28 protein-coding genes are annotated in these 16,184 nt (G+C 60.4%); 1 reads left to right on the top strand and 27 read right to left on the bottom strand.

All coding sequences use genetic code 11. The features are described 5' to 3' along the window. Window positions 1-145 precede the first annotated feature (145 nt). From PHP59_RS04070 to PHP59_RS04050, 5 genes are all read right to left on the bottom strand, one after another. A complete protein-coding gene (locus PHP59_RS04070; RefSeq protein ID WP_300163982.1) occupies window positions 146-535 on the bottom strand; it encodes a hypothetical protein in 390 nt (129 codons plus the stop codon). A gap of 239 nt (window positions 536-774) precedes the next feature. Beyond that, window positions 775-1,428: a hypothetical protein gene (locus tag PHP59_RS04065; RefSeq protein WP_300163979.1), complete on the bottom strand. Its 654-nt coding sequence runs from the start codon at window positions 1,426-1,428 to the stop codon at window positions 775-777. Window positions 1,429-1,587: 159 nt separating this feature from the next. Next, complete coding sequence (locus PHP59_RS04060) at window positions 1,588-2,163, bottom strand: winged helix-turn-helix domain-containing protein (RefSeq protein ID WP_300163977.1); 576 nt, start codon at window positions 2,161-2,163, stop codon at window positions 1,588-1,590. Window positions 2,164-2,201: 38 nt separating this feature from the next. Then, a complete protein-coding gene (locus PHP59_RS04055; protein WP_300163974.1) occupies window positions 2,202-2,651 on the bottom strand; it encodes a hypothetical protein in 450 nt (149 codons plus the stop codon). A 48-nt stretch (window positions 2,652-2,699) separates the two neighbouring features. After that, window positions 2,700-3,035 (bottom strand): hypothetical protein, encoded by a 336-nt coding sequence (locus PHP59_RS04050; RefSeq protein WP_300163972.1) that lies wholly within the window; start codon window positions 3,033-3,035, stop codon window positions 2,700-2,702. A gap of 143 nt (window positions 3,036-3,178) precedes the next feature. Between PHP59_RS04050 and PHP59_RS04045 the strand changes: the two genes are divergently transcribed. Beyond that, window positions 3,179-3,964, top strand: coding sequence for a winged helix-turn-helix transcriptional regulator (locus PHP59_RS04045; protein ID WP_300163969.1), 786 nt, complete (start codon window positions 3,179-3,181; stop codon window positions 3,962-3,964). 3 nt (window positions 3,965-3,967) lie between these two features. Here PHP59_RS04045 and PHP59_RS04040 read toward each other — a convergent pair whose 3' ends face one another. The 22 genes from PHP59_RS04040 to PHP59_RS03935 all read right to left on the bottom strand — a co-directional run bounded on the left by PHP59_RS04040 (window position 3,968) and on the right by PHP59_RS03935 (window position 16,166). Continuing rightward, complete coding sequence (locus PHP59_RS04040; RefSeq protein WP_300163966.1) at window positions 3,968-4,099, bottom strand: hypothetical protein; 132 nt, start codon at window positions 4,097-4,099, stop codon at window positions 3,968-3,970. A gap of 35 nt (window positions 4,100-4,134) precedes the next feature. Further along, window positions 4,135-4,728, bottom strand: coding sequence for a YIP1 family protein (locus tag PHP59_RS04035; RefSeq protein WP_300163963.1), 594 nt, complete (start codon window positions 4,726-4,728; stop codon window positions 4,135-4,137). Window positions 4,729-4,744: 16 nt separating this feature from the next. Beyond that, window positions 4,745-5,233 carry a hypothetical protein gene (locus tag PHP59_RS04030; RefSeq protein ID WP_300163960.1) on the bottom strand — a complete coding sequence of 163 codons (489 nt, stop codon included), beginning with the start codon at window positions 5,231-5,233 and terminating at the stop codon, window positions 4,745-4,747. A gap of 12 nt (window positions 5,234-5,245) precedes the next feature. Further along, window positions 5,246-5,707 (bottom strand): hypothetical protein, encoded by a 462-nt coding sequence (locus PHP59_RS04025; protein WP_300163955.1) that lies wholly within the window; start codon window positions 5,705-5,707, stop codon window positions 5,246-5,248. A gap of 369 nt (window positions 5,708-6,076) precedes the next feature. Further along, window positions 6,077-6,856 carry a 16S rRNA (adenine(1518)-N(6)/adenine(1519)-N(6))-dimethyltransferase RsmA gene (rsmA, locus tag PHP59_RS04020; RefSeq protein WP_300163952.1) on the bottom strand — a complete coding sequence of 260 codons (780 nt, stop codon included), beginning with the start codon at window positions 6,854-6,856 and terminating at the stop codon, window positions 6,077-6,079. Continuing rightward, complete coding sequence (locus tag PHP59_RS04015; RefSeq protein WP_300163949.1) at window positions 6,853-7,416, bottom strand: DUF655 domain-containing protein; 564 nt, start codon at window positions 7,414-7,416, stop codon at window positions 6,853-6,855. Before PHP59_RS04015 ends, rsmA begins: the two co-directional genes overlap by 4 nt. Before the next feature lie 9 nt (window positions 7,417-7,425). After that, complete coding sequence (locus tag PHP59_RS04010; protein ID WP_067053033.1) at window positions 7,426-7,776, bottom strand: RNA polymerase Rpb4 family protein; 351 nt, start codon at window positions 7,774-7,776, stop codon at window positions 7,426-7,428. A 19-nt stretch (window positions 7,777-7,795) separates the two neighbouring features. Then, window positions 7,796-8,089, bottom strand: coding sequence for a 50S ribosomal protein L21e (locus tag PHP59_RS04005; RefSeq protein WP_067049467.1), 294 nt, complete (start codon window positions 8,087-8,089; stop codon window positions 7,796-7,798). Beyond that, window positions 8,076-9,323 (bottom strand): tRNA pseudouridine(54/55) synthase Pus10, encoded by a 1,248-nt coding sequence (locus tag PHP59_RS04000; RefSeq protein ID WP_300163944.1) that lies wholly within the window; start codon window positions 9,321-9,323, stop codon window positions 8,076-8,078. Before PHP59_RS04000 ends, PHP59_RS04005 begins: the two co-directional genes overlap by 14 nt. Further along, complete coding sequence (trmY, locus tag PHP59_RS03995; RefSeq protein WP_300163941.1) at window positions 9,314-9,889, bottom strand: tRNA (pseudouridine(54)-N(1))-methyltransferase TrmY; 576 nt, start codon at window positions 9,887-9,889, stop codon at window positions 9,314-9,316. The genes PHP59_RS04000 and trmY overlap by 10 nt, the downstream gene beginning before the upstream one ends. Then, on the bottom strand, window positions 9,890-11,206 hold the full coding sequence (locus PHP59_RS03990; RefSeq protein WP_300163939.1) for a signal recognition particle protein Srp54: 1,317 nt from the start codon (window positions 11,204-11,206) through the stop codon (window positions 9,890-9,892). Continuing rightward, the gene (ftsY, locus tag PHP59_RS03985) at window positions 11,206-12,330 is read right to left on the bottom strand and encodes a signal recognition particle-docking protein FtsY (protein WP_300163936.1); all 1,125 of its coding nucleotides are present in this window, start codon (window positions 12,328-12,330) and stop codon (window positions 11,206-11,208) included. Before ftsY ends, PHP59_RS03990 begins: the two co-directional genes overlap by 1 nt. 5 nt (window positions 12,331-12,335) lie before the next feature. Continuing rightward, window positions 12,336-12,770 (bottom strand): prefoldin subunit alpha, encoded by a 435-nt coding sequence (gene pfdA / locus PHP59_RS03980; RefSeq protein ID WP_300163933.1) that lies wholly within the window; start codon window positions 12,768-12,770, stop codon window positions 12,336-12,338. 4 nt (window positions 12,771-12,774) lie between these two features. Then, window positions 12,775-12,957 carry a 50S ribosomal protein L18Ae gene (gene rpl18a / locus PHP59_RS03975; protein ID WP_328585442.1) on the bottom strand — a complete coding sequence of 61 codons (183 nt, stop codon included), beginning with the start codon at window positions 12,955-12,957 and terminating at the stop codon, window positions 12,775-12,777. A gap of 12 nt (window positions 12,958-12,969) precedes the next feature. Next, window positions 12,970-13,635 (bottom strand): translation initiation factor IF-6, encoded by a 666-nt coding sequence (locus PHP59_RS03970; RefSeq protein WP_300163928.1) that lies wholly within the window; start codon window positions 13,633-13,635, stop codon window positions 12,970-12,972. 1 nt (window position 13,636) lies between these two features. Next, on the bottom strand, window positions 13,637-13,900 hold the full coding sequence (locus PHP59_RS03965) for a 50S ribosomal protein L31e (protein ID WP_300163925.1): 264 nt from the start codon (window positions 13,898-13,900) through the stop codon (window positions 13,637-13,639). Window positions 13,901-13,904: 4 nt separating this feature from the next. Continuing rightward, window positions 13,905-14,057: a 50S ribosomal protein L39e gene (locus tag PHP59_RS03960; RefSeq protein WP_083523350.1), complete on the bottom strand. Its 153-nt coding sequence runs from the start codon at window positions 14,055-14,057 to the stop codon at window positions 13,905-13,907. A gap of 16 nt (window positions 14,058-14,073) precedes the next feature. Further along, complete coding sequence (locus tag PHP59_RS03955) at window positions 14,074-14,664, bottom strand: alpha hydrolase (protein WP_300163921.1); 591 nt, start codon at window positions 14,662-14,664, stop codon at window positions 14,074-14,076. Next, entirely contained in the window at window positions 14,665-14,994 is a 330-nt protein-coding gene (locus PHP59_RS03950) for a DNA-binding protein (protein ID WP_300163918.1), read from the bottom strand. Between the two features lie 17 nt (window positions 14,995-15,011). Beyond that, window positions 15,012-15,461 (bottom strand): 30S ribosomal protein S19e, encoded by a 450-nt coding sequence (locus PHP59_RS03945; RefSeq protein ID WP_067049433.1) that lies wholly within the window; start codon window positions 15,459-15,461, stop codon window positions 15,012-15,014. Between the two features lie 137 nt (window positions 15,462-15,598). Continuing rightward, entirely contained in the window at window positions 15,599-15,835 is a 237-nt protein-coding gene (locus PHP59_RS03940) for a YhbY family RNA-binding protein (protein ID WP_366943718.1), read from the bottom strand. A 1-nt stretch (window position 15,836) separates the two neighbouring features. Then, entirely contained in the window at window positions 15,837-16,166 is a 330-nt protein-coding gene (locus PHP59_RS03935; protein WP_366943717.1) for a ribonuclease P protein component 4, read from the bottom strand. Window positions 16,167-16,184: the final 18 nt, after the last annotated feature.

Here is a 16,184-nt window from a genome sequence, read left to right as displayed (position 1 = left end):
TCGTAATGGTGGGGGGACCGGGGCGTGAAAACCCCCGGAACAGGCACCAGAACAGGATTTTTCAGAACCAAATGCGAGGAATTTCATCGACAGGACAAACGTTTCTGATCAGTTTTGGGATGACCTCTCCATGTACAACTGGCATTCACCCCCCTGCTTTCGTCTTCGGCGTGACTGTCGTGTACACCCTGACCTGGTCGTCGTAGCGGTCATAGCCGACGTACACCTTCTCTCCGGCCTCTTTCTCGAACTCCCAGAAGTACGGCCCGATCGGTTGCTCGGAGTTCATCTCCACCCAGCGGGCGGTCCAGTTTCCGTCGCGGTACCCCGCATTGCGGAGTGCACCCTCTGCATCTGCAAGGGACGGGCGCCGCCATGCCGTCAGGTCGGCGGCACCCAGCGTCCAGGACCCGGCCTTCGGACGCCCGTCGTCCCGGAGATACACCCACGCGATCGCAACGGCACCGCTGTCTCGCGTGAACGGGACAAGGTAATATCGCGGTGCGTCGTCCGCCAGGGACCAGACGATCGCCACGTCCCCGGCGACGGCGCCGGAAAGGTCGGGTGGGCGGCATACGGGTCCGGCGGCGTGAGCGCCGCATCGACGGTCTCAGGCACCTCGGCCGCGGGGACGGTCTCAAACGAGACCCTTCGGTCTCCCTCCGTCCTGAGAGGAAGAGAGCAGGAACAGCGCCGCTGCCGCTGCACACAGCACGATGACCACGGGCAGGAGTACCGGGAGATATTTTGTGTTGGTCATACTGTCCTCACTTCTTATCCCATGACCGTCTTTTCCGTCAGTGCATCGTAGATGCGTATCTCTTCGGTGAACGGGTCATAGCCGACGTAGATCGTATCGCCGGTATCCCGGGCAAACTCCCATACCGGACAGGTGGAGGACCGTGTCTGCTCGCAGAATTTCCAGACAAGGCGTGCACTCCGGTTCCCGTCATAGCCATTCTCCAGGAGGACTTCCTGTGCCTCCTCACGTGTCGGCCGCACGACGTCCTGCGTCGTGAAAGAGCGTGGGTACGCACTGCTGAAGTCCGCGACATCGCCCTTGATGGAGACCTGCGCGATGACGGAGATGAACCCGTCCGTCTCAAAGGGGATCAAATAATAGTCGTGCCTCGTCTCGTCCAGAGAGTGTACGAAGACAGGATCGCCCGGGACCGCACCGGCCAGTTCATTCTGGAATATGCCGAGTCTGTTCATCTCGCCGCGGGCAAACGCGGCGAGTTCGGTGTCGTCGGTCAGAGGAATGTCATCCTCCTCGTCCGGCATCAGGGCGATGGTGTGAGCCCCGGTTTTCTGCTCAGGTGCGGAGAGAGAGGTCTGTGCTGGTACACCCGACAGGCAGATGCATGCCGCACCGATCACCAGCAAGAACACCAGAACAATGGCGCCGGCGATTACCCTCCCTTTCATGAGAGGTGTTCCCTCCTGAAGCACGCCGGGACCAGGACGCTGATGTCAGAATATTTTCTTCTTCTCATTCCCTTACCCCGGATGTTTTTCACGGAGGATGCCATGAAACCGGGGAAAGCGTTCGATTCCGGTCGAACGGATCGACACCCTCGGAGAGGGCTACGCGACTCCTTCATCTTCCGGGCCAGGGACACGCACCGCCGCACCGCTGTTTCGCCACTTCACATATGCGTATGCCCCGAGGGCGCTGCCAATCAGCATCAATACCATCCCGACGCACTGCATGTCCCACAGGGGCACCTCCTGCACGGGAAGTCCTCCGCCTCCTATCAAAGGGGGACCGCCGCCGCCCATCATGGGGGGTACGGGATCTTCCGGGGGCAATGAAACTGTCAGAGAATTCATAAGGGCACAGATCCCGCCGACGAACATCAGCAGTGCGGTGACGAGGAGTATCCTGATCCTGACGCCGTCACGGGGAGAGAGAAGAGCACGCCCCTCCGGGGTGAGGGCATAGTATACCCAGGCATGGCCTTCATCCTCGGCGACGACAAATCCGACCTCGACGAGAATGCGGAGGTGATGGTGGACCGTGGACTTTGCCAGGCGAAGGTCGGCGGCAAGCTCGGCGATCGTCATCCTGCGTACATTCAGGTCTTTCAGCATCCTGAGCCTGGACTCTGATGCGAGAGCCACGAACGCGTCCTTTGTCAGGACGACATCGACCGGGTCCATCAAATCATTGATGAGAGTGGCGTAATATATCCGTTCCGTTATCTTTCGGTCACGGTCGAGACCACCCGCCCTTTCTCTTCATCGACCAGGAAGTCGACGACAACCGTCTCGTTTGCGATCCTGAGCGCCAGGGCGCACCCGTCCCCCGACGAGGGGAAGGGCGTCGGATGGCAGGAGAGGAGCACGCCCCCGATGGTGCCGCCGCCGAGGTACATCGCCCGCGCCGTCTCGTCCCTGAGGGCGGTCCGGGTGACATAGGAGGCGTTCGTCGTCATCCAGTCGGTGTCGCCGGGGGAGAGGAGCGGGACGGCCGCATAGTCGAAGTTCGGGAGGTCAGAGGATGCGGCGGGGCGGGGGGTGAGCACCGTCTCCGCCGGGAGAGGTATCGTTGCCGGCGGTGACGTGTCTGTCGGCGTCGTCGTGCACCCGGCGGCGAAGATCAGGATTCCAATAGCCAGAAGAGGATACCACATGATTCCGGTTTCCATGAAGGCCACTCTCGTCTCTGTTTTATATATCACTTCTGTGCGGACCGTCTATCTGTCGGGGATTTTTTCGGTCCGCAGGCGCCCGATCTCCCTGATGCCGAAGGCCAGCACCGCCGCGGTGACGGCAATCAGGAGGAGGACGAGGACCAGCCATGACCAGAAATCAAGATGAGCGGGGTCAGCGAGCCACTGGAAGAAGAAGGTCAGGGTGATGGAGATGACAGGGGCGATGAAGGCGATGAGGAGGAGGCAGACAACAAACCAGGCATATTCAGACCGGGAGATGCCGTCCCCTCTCCCCTTCAGGGAGGGGAAGAAGAACCAGAGCCCGAAGGCCAGCACGGCGACGGTAAAGAGGAGGACGGCGTCAGTGAAGGGGTGCATGAACCGCCGTACGATATGCCTGTATATGTGGCTTGCGAAACGTCCGTCTTCCCGACGGGGGACGGAAAGACGATCGTCTCAGAAAGTTTAAGCGCTGTCTCCCCGATTACCTTGACAAGGGCACCTGCATGGCCCCCAGGATCATGGAAAAAATAGACCCCTGCATCGTTCTGACGCTCGTGCTCCTCCTGCTCGTCACCGGGAACCCTGCAGCGGCAAAGATCGTCTTCGAGCCAGGGCCGTCGGAAATGCCCACAGATATGATCAATGTGGACGACGAATATTTCGTGCCCTGGTGGACGGTCCCGCCCATGCGGTTGGCATCGTATTTCGCCATCATCCACAGCCCTAAATGGACATACCCGATCATAGATATCATCTTCTCCCTCAGCGGCGCCATCGTCATCGCCGCAAGGGACCGCAGGCGCCACCCCCTCGACAACGAGAAGAGAAAGGCGATCTACGCCTGCATCAGGGAGAGTCCGGGCATCTCGTTCGCGGAGATCGTGCACGTGACCGGGATCAGCCGCGGCACGGCGCAGTATCACATCATTTGCCTGAGGGCGGCGCACTTGATCAGGGCCGTCCGGAGGGACAGCCTGACCGGGTATTTCGAGAGTAAAAACACCTGCGGGCCGATGGAGCAGACCATTCTCCTTCACCTCAGGAGCCCCACCGAAGAGCAGATCCTTACCCTCCTTCTGGAGACGCCCGACCTCTCCCAGTCCGAGATCGCAGGGGCCGTCGGCGTCGCCGGGCCCACGGTCGCATGGCACATGAAGCGCCTCATCGCCGATGGGATTGTCGAGTCCGAGAGGAACGGCAGGGCGACCCGCTATCGCCTCACGGCCGAGGCCGCCGGGGCGCTCAGGGATACGACCTTCGGAGAAGATAGGACGGGGCAGGACAGGGAGTCGGCCGCGGCCTGACGGTCATCTCCCGACCTCGCCGACGGTCACGACATAGCAGTCGTCACCGGCAGGACAGATTGAAACGAGGCTGTAAGGTCCGGCAAGCATGAAGGCCGCTACAAGTCCCAAACACACGATTGCCGTCTTTTTCATGATCTTTCATCTTCTTCACTGTCGGGAGACGCCCCTCAGACCCAGGTGACCTGCCAGATCGTCGGCCAGAAGACCGTGAAGCCAGGGAGCATGGCGATGACGGCCGGCAGGACGAGGGAGATGCCGCAGGTGAGGAGGAGGACGGCGGCCGCCCGTGGCGCCGGGATGTGATACATCTCCCGCAGGCCCACGAAGAGGATGACGAGAGACCAGAGGAAGCCAAAGAGGGCGACACCCGGCATCCAGCCAAGAAGGGCCGCGGGGGTCAGGGCGACAAGGACCAGGCGGAAGGTGCTCCCCATCCCCTCCCGCCCACCGGCGGCGTATATCCAGAGATGGAGCCAGAGGGCGCCGAGCGGCACGGCAAGCAGGGATGCGACCACCGCAGGCACCTGAAGGCCCGGCGTGCGGCCGGTCGTTCCGAGAAGAAAGGTCAGGATGAGATTGAGACAGATGATCCCGAGGCCGTAGCCGAGAATTGTTCTAGCCGTCTCCTCCCGCACATCCCCGAAGATTTTTGCCGGGCGGAGGAGCGCCCCCTTCATCAGGGGGAGATACTTTTCCGGGTGCATGCCATTGTCCAGTCCCATGTCGACACCATGTTTCATGGCTCCGGTTTTTCCGTTCATATCCATCCCATCACTATTATGTGAAGAGGGGAGTCGAGAAGTTCAGCCTGCTCTCTGAGATGGTCGACGTGAGCAAAAACCGACCCTCTCCGGGTCCATGCGGGGAGAAGGAGATGCTCAGCGTCCCGGAAGAAACCCCCCGTGATTCATGGGTGGTGCTGTGCAGCACACCCGCGGGATCCCAGACCGTCAGGGTGAAGACGGCCGTCTTCGCGCCGCCGAATGTATTCTCCCGGATACTCTTCCATACGGCGGTGAAGGTGCTCGTTCCCGTCCCCGTCTCGATTGAAGAGAAAGAACTCGAAAAAACTGCATTTTTCTCGAAGTCGGCAGAAGCCACACCAAGGTGGAAAGTACCATGGGAGTCGTTGTCATGAAAGACGACCCTGCCGCCGGACTCGAAGGTATCCACGATAACGTCCTCCCTGGCGTACGACATCGCATATGCCAGGGCACCGGCAAGGACAAGGACCAGGACAATGCTGTACAGTATTTTGCCATTCACACAGATCACCCTTCAGACATAGTCGAGATCGTCGTAGTCAAGGGCCGATGCCGTCTCCCTATCGAAGAGGTCGTGCGTCTCGCACCACAGTTCATACTGGGCATCGCCGCTGCCCTGCGAATTGAAAGTCACGCTGATTTCACCGCTGGCCGCGGAGTCGACCTTTTTTTCGGTCGTGTGCGCCACGCCATGCGCATCATAGACTGTCAGACGGAAGATTGCTCCCTGTCCGTCATATTTCCTGTCGTTGACATGAGTGTACGTCGCCGTGAAGGTGTTCTGTCCTGCCGGAGCGGTGAGAGGCCCCAAACCAGACACGCCTGCCGTATCGCCGTCGCCGCCCGTGGACATGCTCCCCACAACTATTGCGGGCAGAACCCCGATCCCGTCCGGGTCTTCGGGCACGGCACCCGCCGGCATGCTCATGGTCGCAAGCAGCAGTGCCACCAGCACAAAGCCTAATTCTGTCTTCATCTTCGACACCTCTTTCTGCATCTCCCCGGAGGGCCGCGGATTGCAGCGACCATCCGCGGTGACACCCGAAACCATTCAGGGGCATACGAGGAACCGGGCCTTGCATGCAGAACGAATCTGCCCGACCTCCCGCGAGACGCCTGTTCGGGCATCCATGACCAATTGTATATTTAATACAATATATGTCGATTGTGATCAATTGGTCTTCGCGTCGGAAAAAAGAAAATGGCCCGATCCCCATCGGGCGCATGCTCCTGCCGGAACCGATCTCCTCACCCCGGAGTCGCGGAGGCCCTCAGGAGTGCGAGCGGGAATGGGGATCGGAGGGCAGTGCGGGAGTCCGGGTCTGTACCCGGATGACGGAAAAACTCACTCTTCCGCAGGCACGCAGAGATTTGCGATCATCGCGAACACCATCAGGGACAACTCCTCCGGCCGCATCGAGAGGATCTCCTCAGGGAGTTCGCGGACCACCCTCTCCACGTTCTCCTTACCGAGGGCGGCACGCCCGCCGCGGAGACCATTCCGCACCGTCTTTCGCCGGTGGGAGAAAAGTTCCCGCACCACGTCCGCGTACACCCCGCGGTCCGCAATAAAGTACGGCGGATCGTGCGGCGTGAGGCGGACCACCGTCGAAGCGACCTGCGGCGGCGGGGAGAAAGCCCCGGGCTTGAGGTTGAAGCAGAGTTCCACGTCGGCGTACGTCTGGACCATCACAGAGAGGCGGCCACACTCCGGCGTCCCCACAGGCGCCGCCATCCTCTCGGCAAACTCGCGCTGGTACATCAGCACCGCACTCTCAAAGCCCGCGTCAAGGAGGCGGAAGGTGATCGGGGACGAGGCAGAATAGGGGAGATTTGCGACGACAATATCGAAGGACGGATACGGAATCTTCACGGCGTCGCCATGGACAAGTTCAAACTGTCCTGACGCCATCTCCACGGCAAAACGAGAGGACAAATCCTCGACCAGGGCACCGTCGAGTTCGATTGCAACGACACTCGCCCCGGCCGAAAGAAGTTCGGCGGTCAGCACCCCCTCCCCGGGCCCGATTTCGAGCACCCGCCGTCCGGAAACAGGAGCGAGGGCGACGATTCGCCTGACAGCCCGCCGGTCGGTGAGGAAATGCTGGTCGTGCCGTGCCTTCATTTTGCCGTAAACAGACGATACTTCACCTCAGGGTCCTCGAGCTCCTCGAGCACCCGTCCGACGATCAGCTTCACCGGGCCTGGCAGGGACTTGATCCTCTGGGAAATATCCTCGAAGCTCTCAAAGGGCCTCTTCTCTCTTTCCTGAATAAGTTCCCACATCAGTTTCTTTCCGACGCCCGGCAACAGGTGGAACATGTGGAGCTTCGGCGTGATCGGGACAGCCGTATTGAAGAACGTAACGAAGCGTACCTCGTTCGCCTTCACGATCGTCTCGATAGCAAAGGGGAGTTCGAGCCGTGCCATGTTCGTCAGATCGGATAGCCCGATCCGGCGTTTCACCCGCTCGACCTTGTCCCGCGCCTCGTCCCCGATATAGACCGTATCATGGATCTGGATATCGGCGCCCTTCTTCGGGATCAGTTCAAGGAGCTTGAACTGGTCGGTCCCGACCGCCTGCACGATAGGATCGCGCTTGAAGACCGGTTTCGGGTCGTCAGCACGTCCCTGAAGAAGTACATCCACAACTACTGCGTAGATCTCCTTTTTCTCAGCCTTCATAGAAACCCCTCAGAGGTGGGTGATCACCATCTCCAGAATAGCATCGAGTTCCTCGCCGGTGAGCGTGTACCGCTCTTTGGCGTAGATCGCTCTCAACTCGTCCCTTGACTGGGGCATGATGTTGGCGATCCGGTAGGCGATGTCGGGTTTCATCTTCTCAAGGGAGAGAAGGGAGTCTACCAGGGCACGGGACTGTTCCGCTGTCGTCTTGGAAAGGTGATTGGCATGCTCAATGCTCTGGCGGAGTTCATAGGACATCTCCTGCCCTGCCTCACGGCGCTTTGCGTCAACCCGAGAGAGTTGATCCCTCATATCAGGGAGGGTGACCCGCTCTTCGCTGATAACTCCTTTAACCTTCATGCCAATCACTCGTGCAGATTTATTGCCTCTGAGGCTTTAGATGTTGTGGTCTCGAAATTACAATCTTCGTTGCATTTCCGTCCGGGATCTCGACAAGCCATGCACGGCCGCGCTGGCCGATAACGGTGCCGGTCTTCCCGTGGAACCTGCGGTGGGGCATTCCTTTCTGGATGCTCGGTTCACAGACAATGTGGACCTTCTGCCCCATCTCGAACTTCTGGATCACTGCCGTGAGAGGGACCAGACCGCGGCGTCTGAGATCCTTCTTAAACTTATACCGTGTCTTCTTCCTTGGACCGTTATGATGTGCCATTGCATTCACCACTCCCTGGTTCTTCCACCAGCACTACATCGAGGCTGGTTACATGAGCGTCTTTGCCCAGGATCCCGGCAAGACTGGGATTCGTCCGCCCGCTGTCGCCCGAGACCAGTTCCTTGATATACAGTCCGGCCTCGCCGACGACCTCGATGACAAACCTGCCATCCTGCATCCCGGGCGACTGGATGTCGATCACCTGGCGATCCCGGATCAGATCGGCCCTCCGGTGTGCAACCCTTTGTGGGGTGCGCTGGTGGATCACTGCCCCGTTCAACAGGACAAGTGCGGATCTGAGTTCGTCTATGGAGATCTCTCCACCGACCTCAACGAGAATCCTGTATTTTTTATGCGCTTTGTTCGATTTAAGGGTTTCCACTTCGGAGTGAGAACTCCATCCGGTCAGTTTCACCCCAACGCGGTCTTCGGCATACCGGTTGATCTCAGCCTCGAGTTCGGCGAGATCCACATCTCTCTTCCGGGGGTTCATCATTTCCATCACGAAAGGACGACCGCTCCCGATCATCCGGGCATCGATGTCCTCCCGCCCGGCACCGTGGAGAACCGCGTTCTCGGCATCAAATGCCTCCATCGCGCTCTTCCCGATGAGTTCCTCGACCGAGTCGGCGTACATCTTCCCGGTGAAATTACACCTCTCGCACCCCTTGCCGCCGCAGACCCGGCAGTCCCAGTGCGTCTGCGGGATGCCCCGTTCGTACTTGAAGTACCGGCCCCGGAAATAGACCGGGTTGATCTCGATCTCCACCCTGTCCTCTGCAAGGTTCAGGATGGCGACGACGTCGGGGCGCTTGAAGTCGACGACCTTCCCGTTCAGGGCCGAGACCGCTTTGCCGACCTCACGGTTCGCCTCCGACTTCAGGGGTTCGGGGTCGGCGAGGGAGAGGTCGCTCCAGACCATCTCCTCGCTCTCGGCCATGAGGGGGGGCACACGCGTTCCTACAAGGAAGGTTGCGTGCTCGGTCCCCTCCACGGCCGCAACGACCCGTTCGGCCCAGAGGTCGACATGGTCGAAAAGCCTTCCGCAGACCCAGCACTCGTCAGGTTCTCCGGCAAAAGGCTCGTTCTTCACCAGGGCATATGCCGTCCGCAGGGCATGCCCCCGTTCATCATTAGACAGCCCGAACGAGCGTTTCCCGAAGAAACGCCCGAGGCAATGATCACAGATCGGGCCATACTCAAGGATCGCCCCGACCGTCTCGATCAGATCCATCCTCTCTCTCTCCTGTCCTGCTCGTTCTGCAGGACCACAATCGCCTGGTCGGCATGGAGGACGGCAGGGCCGAGGGAGTACGCCGGCAGCCCTGCTATCGCCTCCTGTTCTTCGTCGGTAAAGTTCAGGTGGTCGGAGAGGAGGAAAGTGTCGGGAAGGGACGAAACCTTCCGCACGTCCTCCCCTCCCTCGTCGAGCACCGCGCACCCGCACCCGGCGAGCACCTCGGCAAGACCGCCCTTGCGCGCAGAGACCCCGGGAGTTGACTCCCGGAAGACCGTGCCGCAGGGGAGGGCAAGGGCCTTCTTGATGAGGCCGGCAATGTTCCGCTCGTCGGGGCTGAGATTTCTCATGCCGTCGCCTGAAAAACGGATCGTCTTTGGCGCCTTCGGCCCCCCGAGAAGGATAAGCCAGCACTCTGCGTCCTTCCTCATCCCGTGGGAGAGGCAGAGGGACGCTGCCACGCACCGGCAGAGTTCGTCCATCCTGCCGGCGCCTGGCAGATCATTGAAAGAAAAGTCCGGGTCGGTGCACGCAAGATGACCGACCACCACAAAACGTCTCATCTACTGCATCTTCCCGAAGCGCTTCATCATGCGCTGCATGGAGAACTTGCTCCCCCGCATCCCCTTCAGCGCCTTCTGCATGGTCCGGTAATATTTCAGGAGTTCACGCACGTCATCGGGAGAGACGCCGGCGCCGCGGGAGATCCGCTGGACATGCGACCCCGAGATGACCTGGGGATCTTCGAGCTCGACATTCGTCATCGAGTCCATGATTACCTTGTACCGGTCCATCTTGGTCGAGGTGACGTCATAGGCATCGTCGGGGATCTGGAGGCCACCGAGAGGGAGCATGGACATCACCTGCTTGAGGGGCCCCATCTTGTTCACCGCCTCAAGCTGCTTGTACATGTCCCGCAGGGTGAACTTGCCCCGCAACATGGCGTTGACGTCCATCTCCTCGTCGGCCATCACCTCCTCGGCTTTCTCGGCCAGGGCCTTCAGGTCGCCCATGCCAAGGAGACGGGAGATGAAACCGTCGGGTTCGAAGCGTTCGAGGTCGTCGATCGTCTCGCCAGCGCCGATGAACACGATCCCGCTCTTTGTCTCCGAGACCGCGGAGAGGGCGCCGCCGCCCTTGGCCGTGCCGTCCATCTTCGTGATCAGTACGCCGTCGATCCCGATAGCCTCGTTGAAACGGCGCGCCTGTTCGGACGCCTGCTGGCCGAGAGCAGCGTCGATGACAAGCCAGCGGTGTTCGGGCCGTGCGATCTCGTTGATATTGACGATCTCCTCGATCAGGTCGTCCTCAAGGGCGTGGCGCCCCTGGGTGTCGATGATCACGACCTCGGCCCCGGCAAAGTGCTTTATCCCCTCGCGGACGATCTTCAGGGCATCGGTCTCGTCCGGATCCCCGAAGATCGGGACATTGATCTTCCCGGCAAGGGTGGCGAGCTGGCTGTAGGCGCCCGGCCTGAAGGTGTCGGCGCAGACCAGCCCGACCTTGAGACCCTTCCTCTGGAAATAGCGGGCGAGTTTCGCGGTCGTTGTAGTCTTGCCGCTCCCCTGCAAACCGGCCATCAGGATCGTCTGCGGCGCGAGGTCCACCTTCCCGGCCCCGCCCATCAGGCTGACCAGTTCCTGGTAAACGATCCTCAGGACATGCTCGCGCACGTTCATCCCTTTCGGCGGCTCTTCATCGAGTGCCCGCGTCTTGATCGACTGGGAGAGTTGCATCACGAGCTTGACATTCACGTCTGCCTGCAGCAGGGCGCGCTGGAGACTCCGCACCAGCTCCTCCACCGCCGCGCGGTCGACGACAGTCTTGCCTGCAATCTTCTTCAACGCGTCTTTCAGGGATGAACTGAGCGAGTCTAACATTATTTTTCCACTCCAAGGAGTTCGTCTACGACGGCCTCGGGCCTGAAGGGCACGATGTCGCCGTAGGCCTGACCGGTACCCAGGAAGAGGATCGGTTTCCCGATCGTCTGGGCGATCGAGATGGCCGCCCCGCCCCGCGGGTCCATGTCGGCCTTCGTGAGCATCACGGCATCGGTCCCGACGAGGTAGTTGAAGTCCTTCGCCCTGACCACGGCGTCGTTCCCGGCCACAGCCTCGTCGACGTACACGACGAGGTCGGGCTTCACCACCCGGCGGATCTTGTCGAGCTGGTTCATCAGGTTCTTCCTGTTGTGGAACCGGCCGGCCGTGTCGCCGAGCACGACATCGATCCCGTGGGCCTTTGCGTAGTCCACCGTGTCGAAGAGGACGGCCGCAGGGTCGGATCCTTCCTGGTGGTGGATCACCTTGACATTCAGCCTCCGACCGTGCTCCGCGATCTGCTCGATCGCACCGGCCCGGAAGGTGTCGCCAGCGCCAAGGACGACTGAGTAACCGTTCTCCATCAGGTAATGGGCCATCTTCGCGATCGACGTCGTCTTGCCGGTGCCGTTCACGCCGGTCACCAGGATCTTCACCGGCTTCTCGTGGCTGTCGATGTAAGCAGGGAGGTCGAAACCGTCCCCGAGCACCCTGAGGAGCGCCCCGCGAAGAGCCGTACTGACGATCTCGTCCACAGGGGTACCGATCTTTCGGTGCTTCCCGACGAGGTCCTCACGCATATAGGCGAGGATCGCGTCCGAGACCTCCAGGGCGACATCGTTCTCCAGGAGGACCATTTCAAGGTCGGTCAGGGGTTCCTCGATGTCCTTCTCAGAAACGATGAGTTCGCGCTCGATCACCAGTGACTTGAAACGGGAGGCCAGCCCTTCAGGCTTCTTCGGTTCGACCGGGACGATTTTGACCGGTACGGGGACGGCCTTTTCAGGCTCGACCGGGGCCTTCCTGGCCTCCGGCAAAACAGGCTTTGATACGGTTTCGGGCTGCGGCGCAGGGATTGTTACCGGCCTTTCCTCTTCGCGCACATCAGGGCCGGCCGCATCCCCGATGGACTTCCCGAACTTCTCCCTGATGCCCTGTAATTTGTTCTTGAGGCCCTCAAACATGGGGATTACCTGCCCGGAGCCGTTTGCTGCTGGCGGTAGGCGGCGTCGAGCCGGGCTGCGATTTCGTTCATCTGTGCCCGGATCTTCTCGATTGTCTCGGAAAGTTTCTTTTCAGAGGCTTCGAGCTCGCGAGCCCGGTCTTCGAGATAGGATACGGCCCCGGCGGAACTCCGTCCGACCGTCACCCCTGCCCCGATGGCAACGAGCACCTGGTCCGGGTCAGGCACCTGCACCCTGACACTGACACCGCCGCCGAGGGGGAGAAGAACCGTTCCGTCCTCCGCACCGCCCAGGGACTGGAGGGTCTCGACCGCTGCGAGGGATTCAAGTCTCTGCTGCTCCAGCATCTCCAGCTGGCGGGCAAAGACCTCTGCCTGCTGTCCGTACTCGTTCAGATAATACTGGAGCGACTGCAGCTCCCGCGGGTCGGCCTCATCCATATTTTTACTCACCTACTACCGTAACGCCCTTGATTGAGATATAATTTCTCTTCAGGCGGTGTTTGCTGCCAATATCAGTGAAGACGTGTTCCCGGGCAACATCCTCGTTCGGGGCCGAGACCACCTTCGTGAAGGGCTGCCAGGAGTCGCCGATCAGGCAGGCACCTGTGATTTCATAACTCTGCATAGCCATTATACATCACTCCAGAAAGCCAAAAACTTCCTCTATTCTTCCAAGCTCAAAACCGGTGGTCTCAAGCCCGGCAATATACCCCTTGCTGTTTGCAAGGACGCCGGTCCCCACAAGGCCGCCGCCCATGTTGACGGTCCCGGCCCCGATCTGGAGGCCTTCGGCACATTCAACAAGACGGGCGACCTCAGTGTCGCTGCTCCGCGGATGGATGAGCACACCTTTGTTCGTGGCGACTGCCGCCATCCCGACGGTCTTGATCCCGCCGAAGGTGAGGCGTCTGACCGGCACGCCGAGGAACGTCCCGACCGCCTCAGCCTCCTCGATCGACATCTCGGGGTGCACCGCCGCGAACTGGTCGTTCGCGAGGATCACATTCCCGGCTGCATTCATCGAGGTCCCGAGGGTCATTACCTCGCCGTACTCCTCCAGGACGGCACGTTCGTCTTCGGTCACGAGACCGCTGACCACCATGCCGTTCGAGTTCCCGGCAAGGAGCGAGCCGATGATCGAAGACCCCTGAATGGTTGTCCTGACAACTTCGACGTCGAGCGCCTCGGCTATGCCCGCCACAAATGCGTCGGGTGCGGTGGGCGGCACGACGGCGAACTCCTCAAAGGCCCGCGCAAAGACACCGATATGGGGATCTGCGGCAAAGGCGATCGTTCTTTGCATTTCACTCCTCAGCGAGTTCGGCCTGGACCTGGCCGTCCTCGAACTTCATGGCACGGATACGGATCTGCGCCGGAGGTTTCTGGCTGCCGTGCTCCCAGACCTTCTCGTTGATGCTGCTGTCAAGCCTGACGTTCTCACTCTTCATGTGACGGACGAGATACGCCCTGATGTCCTTCACCGCAACATTACAGCGCTTCCACCGGGGAGCGCGTCTGGTGCTGCGAAGAGGAACAACATAAATCTGCTCTTTTAAGACTTCGACCATGTCTCTACACCTTCAGCGTGCTTCTTCTCCACATGCGCCTCTTCGGGTGGGATACCACCTGGCGCTTCGTCCGAATCATCACCCATGCAGGAACGCGCCGGTTCTGCATGCACGCCTTAGCCAGCCGAATTTTCCGGCCTTTTGATACCTTGCTCATGGTTATCACCAATCTCTCAGGTGCCGGTCGCACCAACGACAAGGGACTGCCCATGGTGCGCGGGGAAAAGCCCCGCACACGGGTGCCCCATGCGCTCGATGGCGGCCCTGATCTCGTACTCGTAGTCCCCGTTCTCGAGGGTGCCCGTCTCACCGTTCGCGACGATAAGGTATCGTCCGGCAAGACGCTGCACCTCGGCCTTCCCATATCCGAGGAGGGGTCGGACATAAGAACACCCGTACCGGTCCGCGATGCGGAGAACATCGCTCTTCGTCAGCATCGGCACCCGGTCGTTGAGCCGCGTGCCGTCTCCGACCACCCCGTACTCCTGCGCAAGGGCCTCGACGGCCCGCCGGTGCACAGCGGTGATGGCGTCGTTCGGGTAGCCCGAGGCGAGCACCATGCGCGCCGCCTCGTCACGATATTCCAGGCCGAACGACCTTTTGTGCCAGGGAAAGCCGAGCGCACGGGCTGCCGCCTCGACCGACGGCAGCTCACGCTCAGGGTCGAAGACAAAGGTATTGAGTTCGACCTCGTAGTCCCTCGCGAGCATCAGAGCCGCGAGGGCACTGTCCTTTCCTCCGCTGAAGAGAAGACCGGCTTTCATCTATTTTCGTGTGATGCGAAACTCTTTTTTCGGCGGGGCGACCTGCACAAGCAGCGCCTTGAATTGCTCATCCGTGATCTTCTGCCGGATCCGGCCGCTCTGGGCAAGCATCACAAGTTGCTGCTCGATCGCACGGGCAAACTCAGGTTTGGTGAGTTTGATCGTGTTCAGCCGTTCCCGCGCTTCAGGTTCCAGGATCTGCATGAGCGCAAGCTGCATCTCTGATTCAGCTCTTTTCTGGCGCTCCATATCCTCCTGCTGTTCGGCAGACTGCCGCTGGAGCTGCTCCATTCTTCTGCGTCTGATCTCAGAGAGTTCATCGTCACCCATCAGCATCCCTCACCGCATCAGTAGCGCGCCAGCTCGGGTGCAGCTTCGGTCGCCGCGGCCCGGAGACCGTGCGCGACGCCGTCCATAAAGGCACGGCCCTGCGCCGAAATCTGCCGGCCGCCTTTGACCTTCTCGACAAAACCTGCAGCTTCGAGCTGCTGGAGTGCCTTTCTCGGGATGGACCCGCTTCCCTTCCGGAACTGGCTCGGATTCGAGCCGCGGTCCCGGTTTCCACCATATGCGCTTCTCAGTCTCTCAACGCCGACCGGACCGTCGATATAGATCCGGCGAAGAACGGATGCTACCCTCGTGTACCACCAGTCAGGGTCCTCGGGAGGCATCTCCTTGTGGATCCCGGTCTTGACGACTGCTGCCCATTCAGGTGGCTGGATAACAGGGAGCTCCTTAAGATCGCGAGCAGCCTGCGGAATGAGCATCTCAGCCGGGATGTCATATACAGTTGTCATTGGTTAACCTCACTGTAACGATCGATGTTACCAGTCTTTATCTATTTGCCATGGATGTTTTTATATATTTCGAGCGGGAAATCCCCGGAGTTTTCTGGCAATCAAACCGGAAACCCGGGAGAAAAGGAGGGACCGGATCAGCGGCCCTGACTCCCGCCACGGCCCCGTTCGGCAAGCACAATCGTTCGCCCGCGCACACCCACCAGGTCGACCCGGGCGAGACGTGCGAGTTCCTCGGGGTCCACATCGGTGCTGCGGAGCCACTTGATCTTGATGTACTTCCGCTCCTTCAACTGGAGCCTGATCTCCTCAATGAGAGTCTCCGAATAGCCGTTTTTGCCGATCCAGACAGTCGGCTTGAGTTCCTGGAACAGTTCATTCTTTTCGATGTCTCTTCACCACCGGATACCTTTTCTGATGGCCACATGCAAGGCAGGTGACAATCACCTTCCCGCGCTGCACCCGCACCCTGGCATTGGCGCCCGGCACGAGGTACGAAGAACACCGCCTGCAGAACCGGTGCCGCAGGTCCCGCGGGATCGAAATACGCTGGCGCATCGCAATCTGGCGGGCGAGCGCCACATAACGGTTTGCAAAGGCCGGCTCCGATCCGAAGGTTTCACTGGCAAGGGCAAAGAGGCGGGCGATCCGCTCCTCCGCGATCCGTTTTGTGCCTGAGGTGCGGGATTTCCATCGCATGGCCATCGTATAGAACCAGATTGA

This window comes from Methanofollis sp. (assembly GCF_028702905.1).
In the GTDB taxonomy this organism is placed as follows: domain Archaea; phylum Halobacteriota; class Methanomicrobia; order Methanomicrobiales; family Methanofollaceae; genus Methanofollis.
The sequence above is the reverse complement of the archived record's forward strand: the minus strand, read 5'-3'. Positions and strand labels throughout refer to the sequence as shown.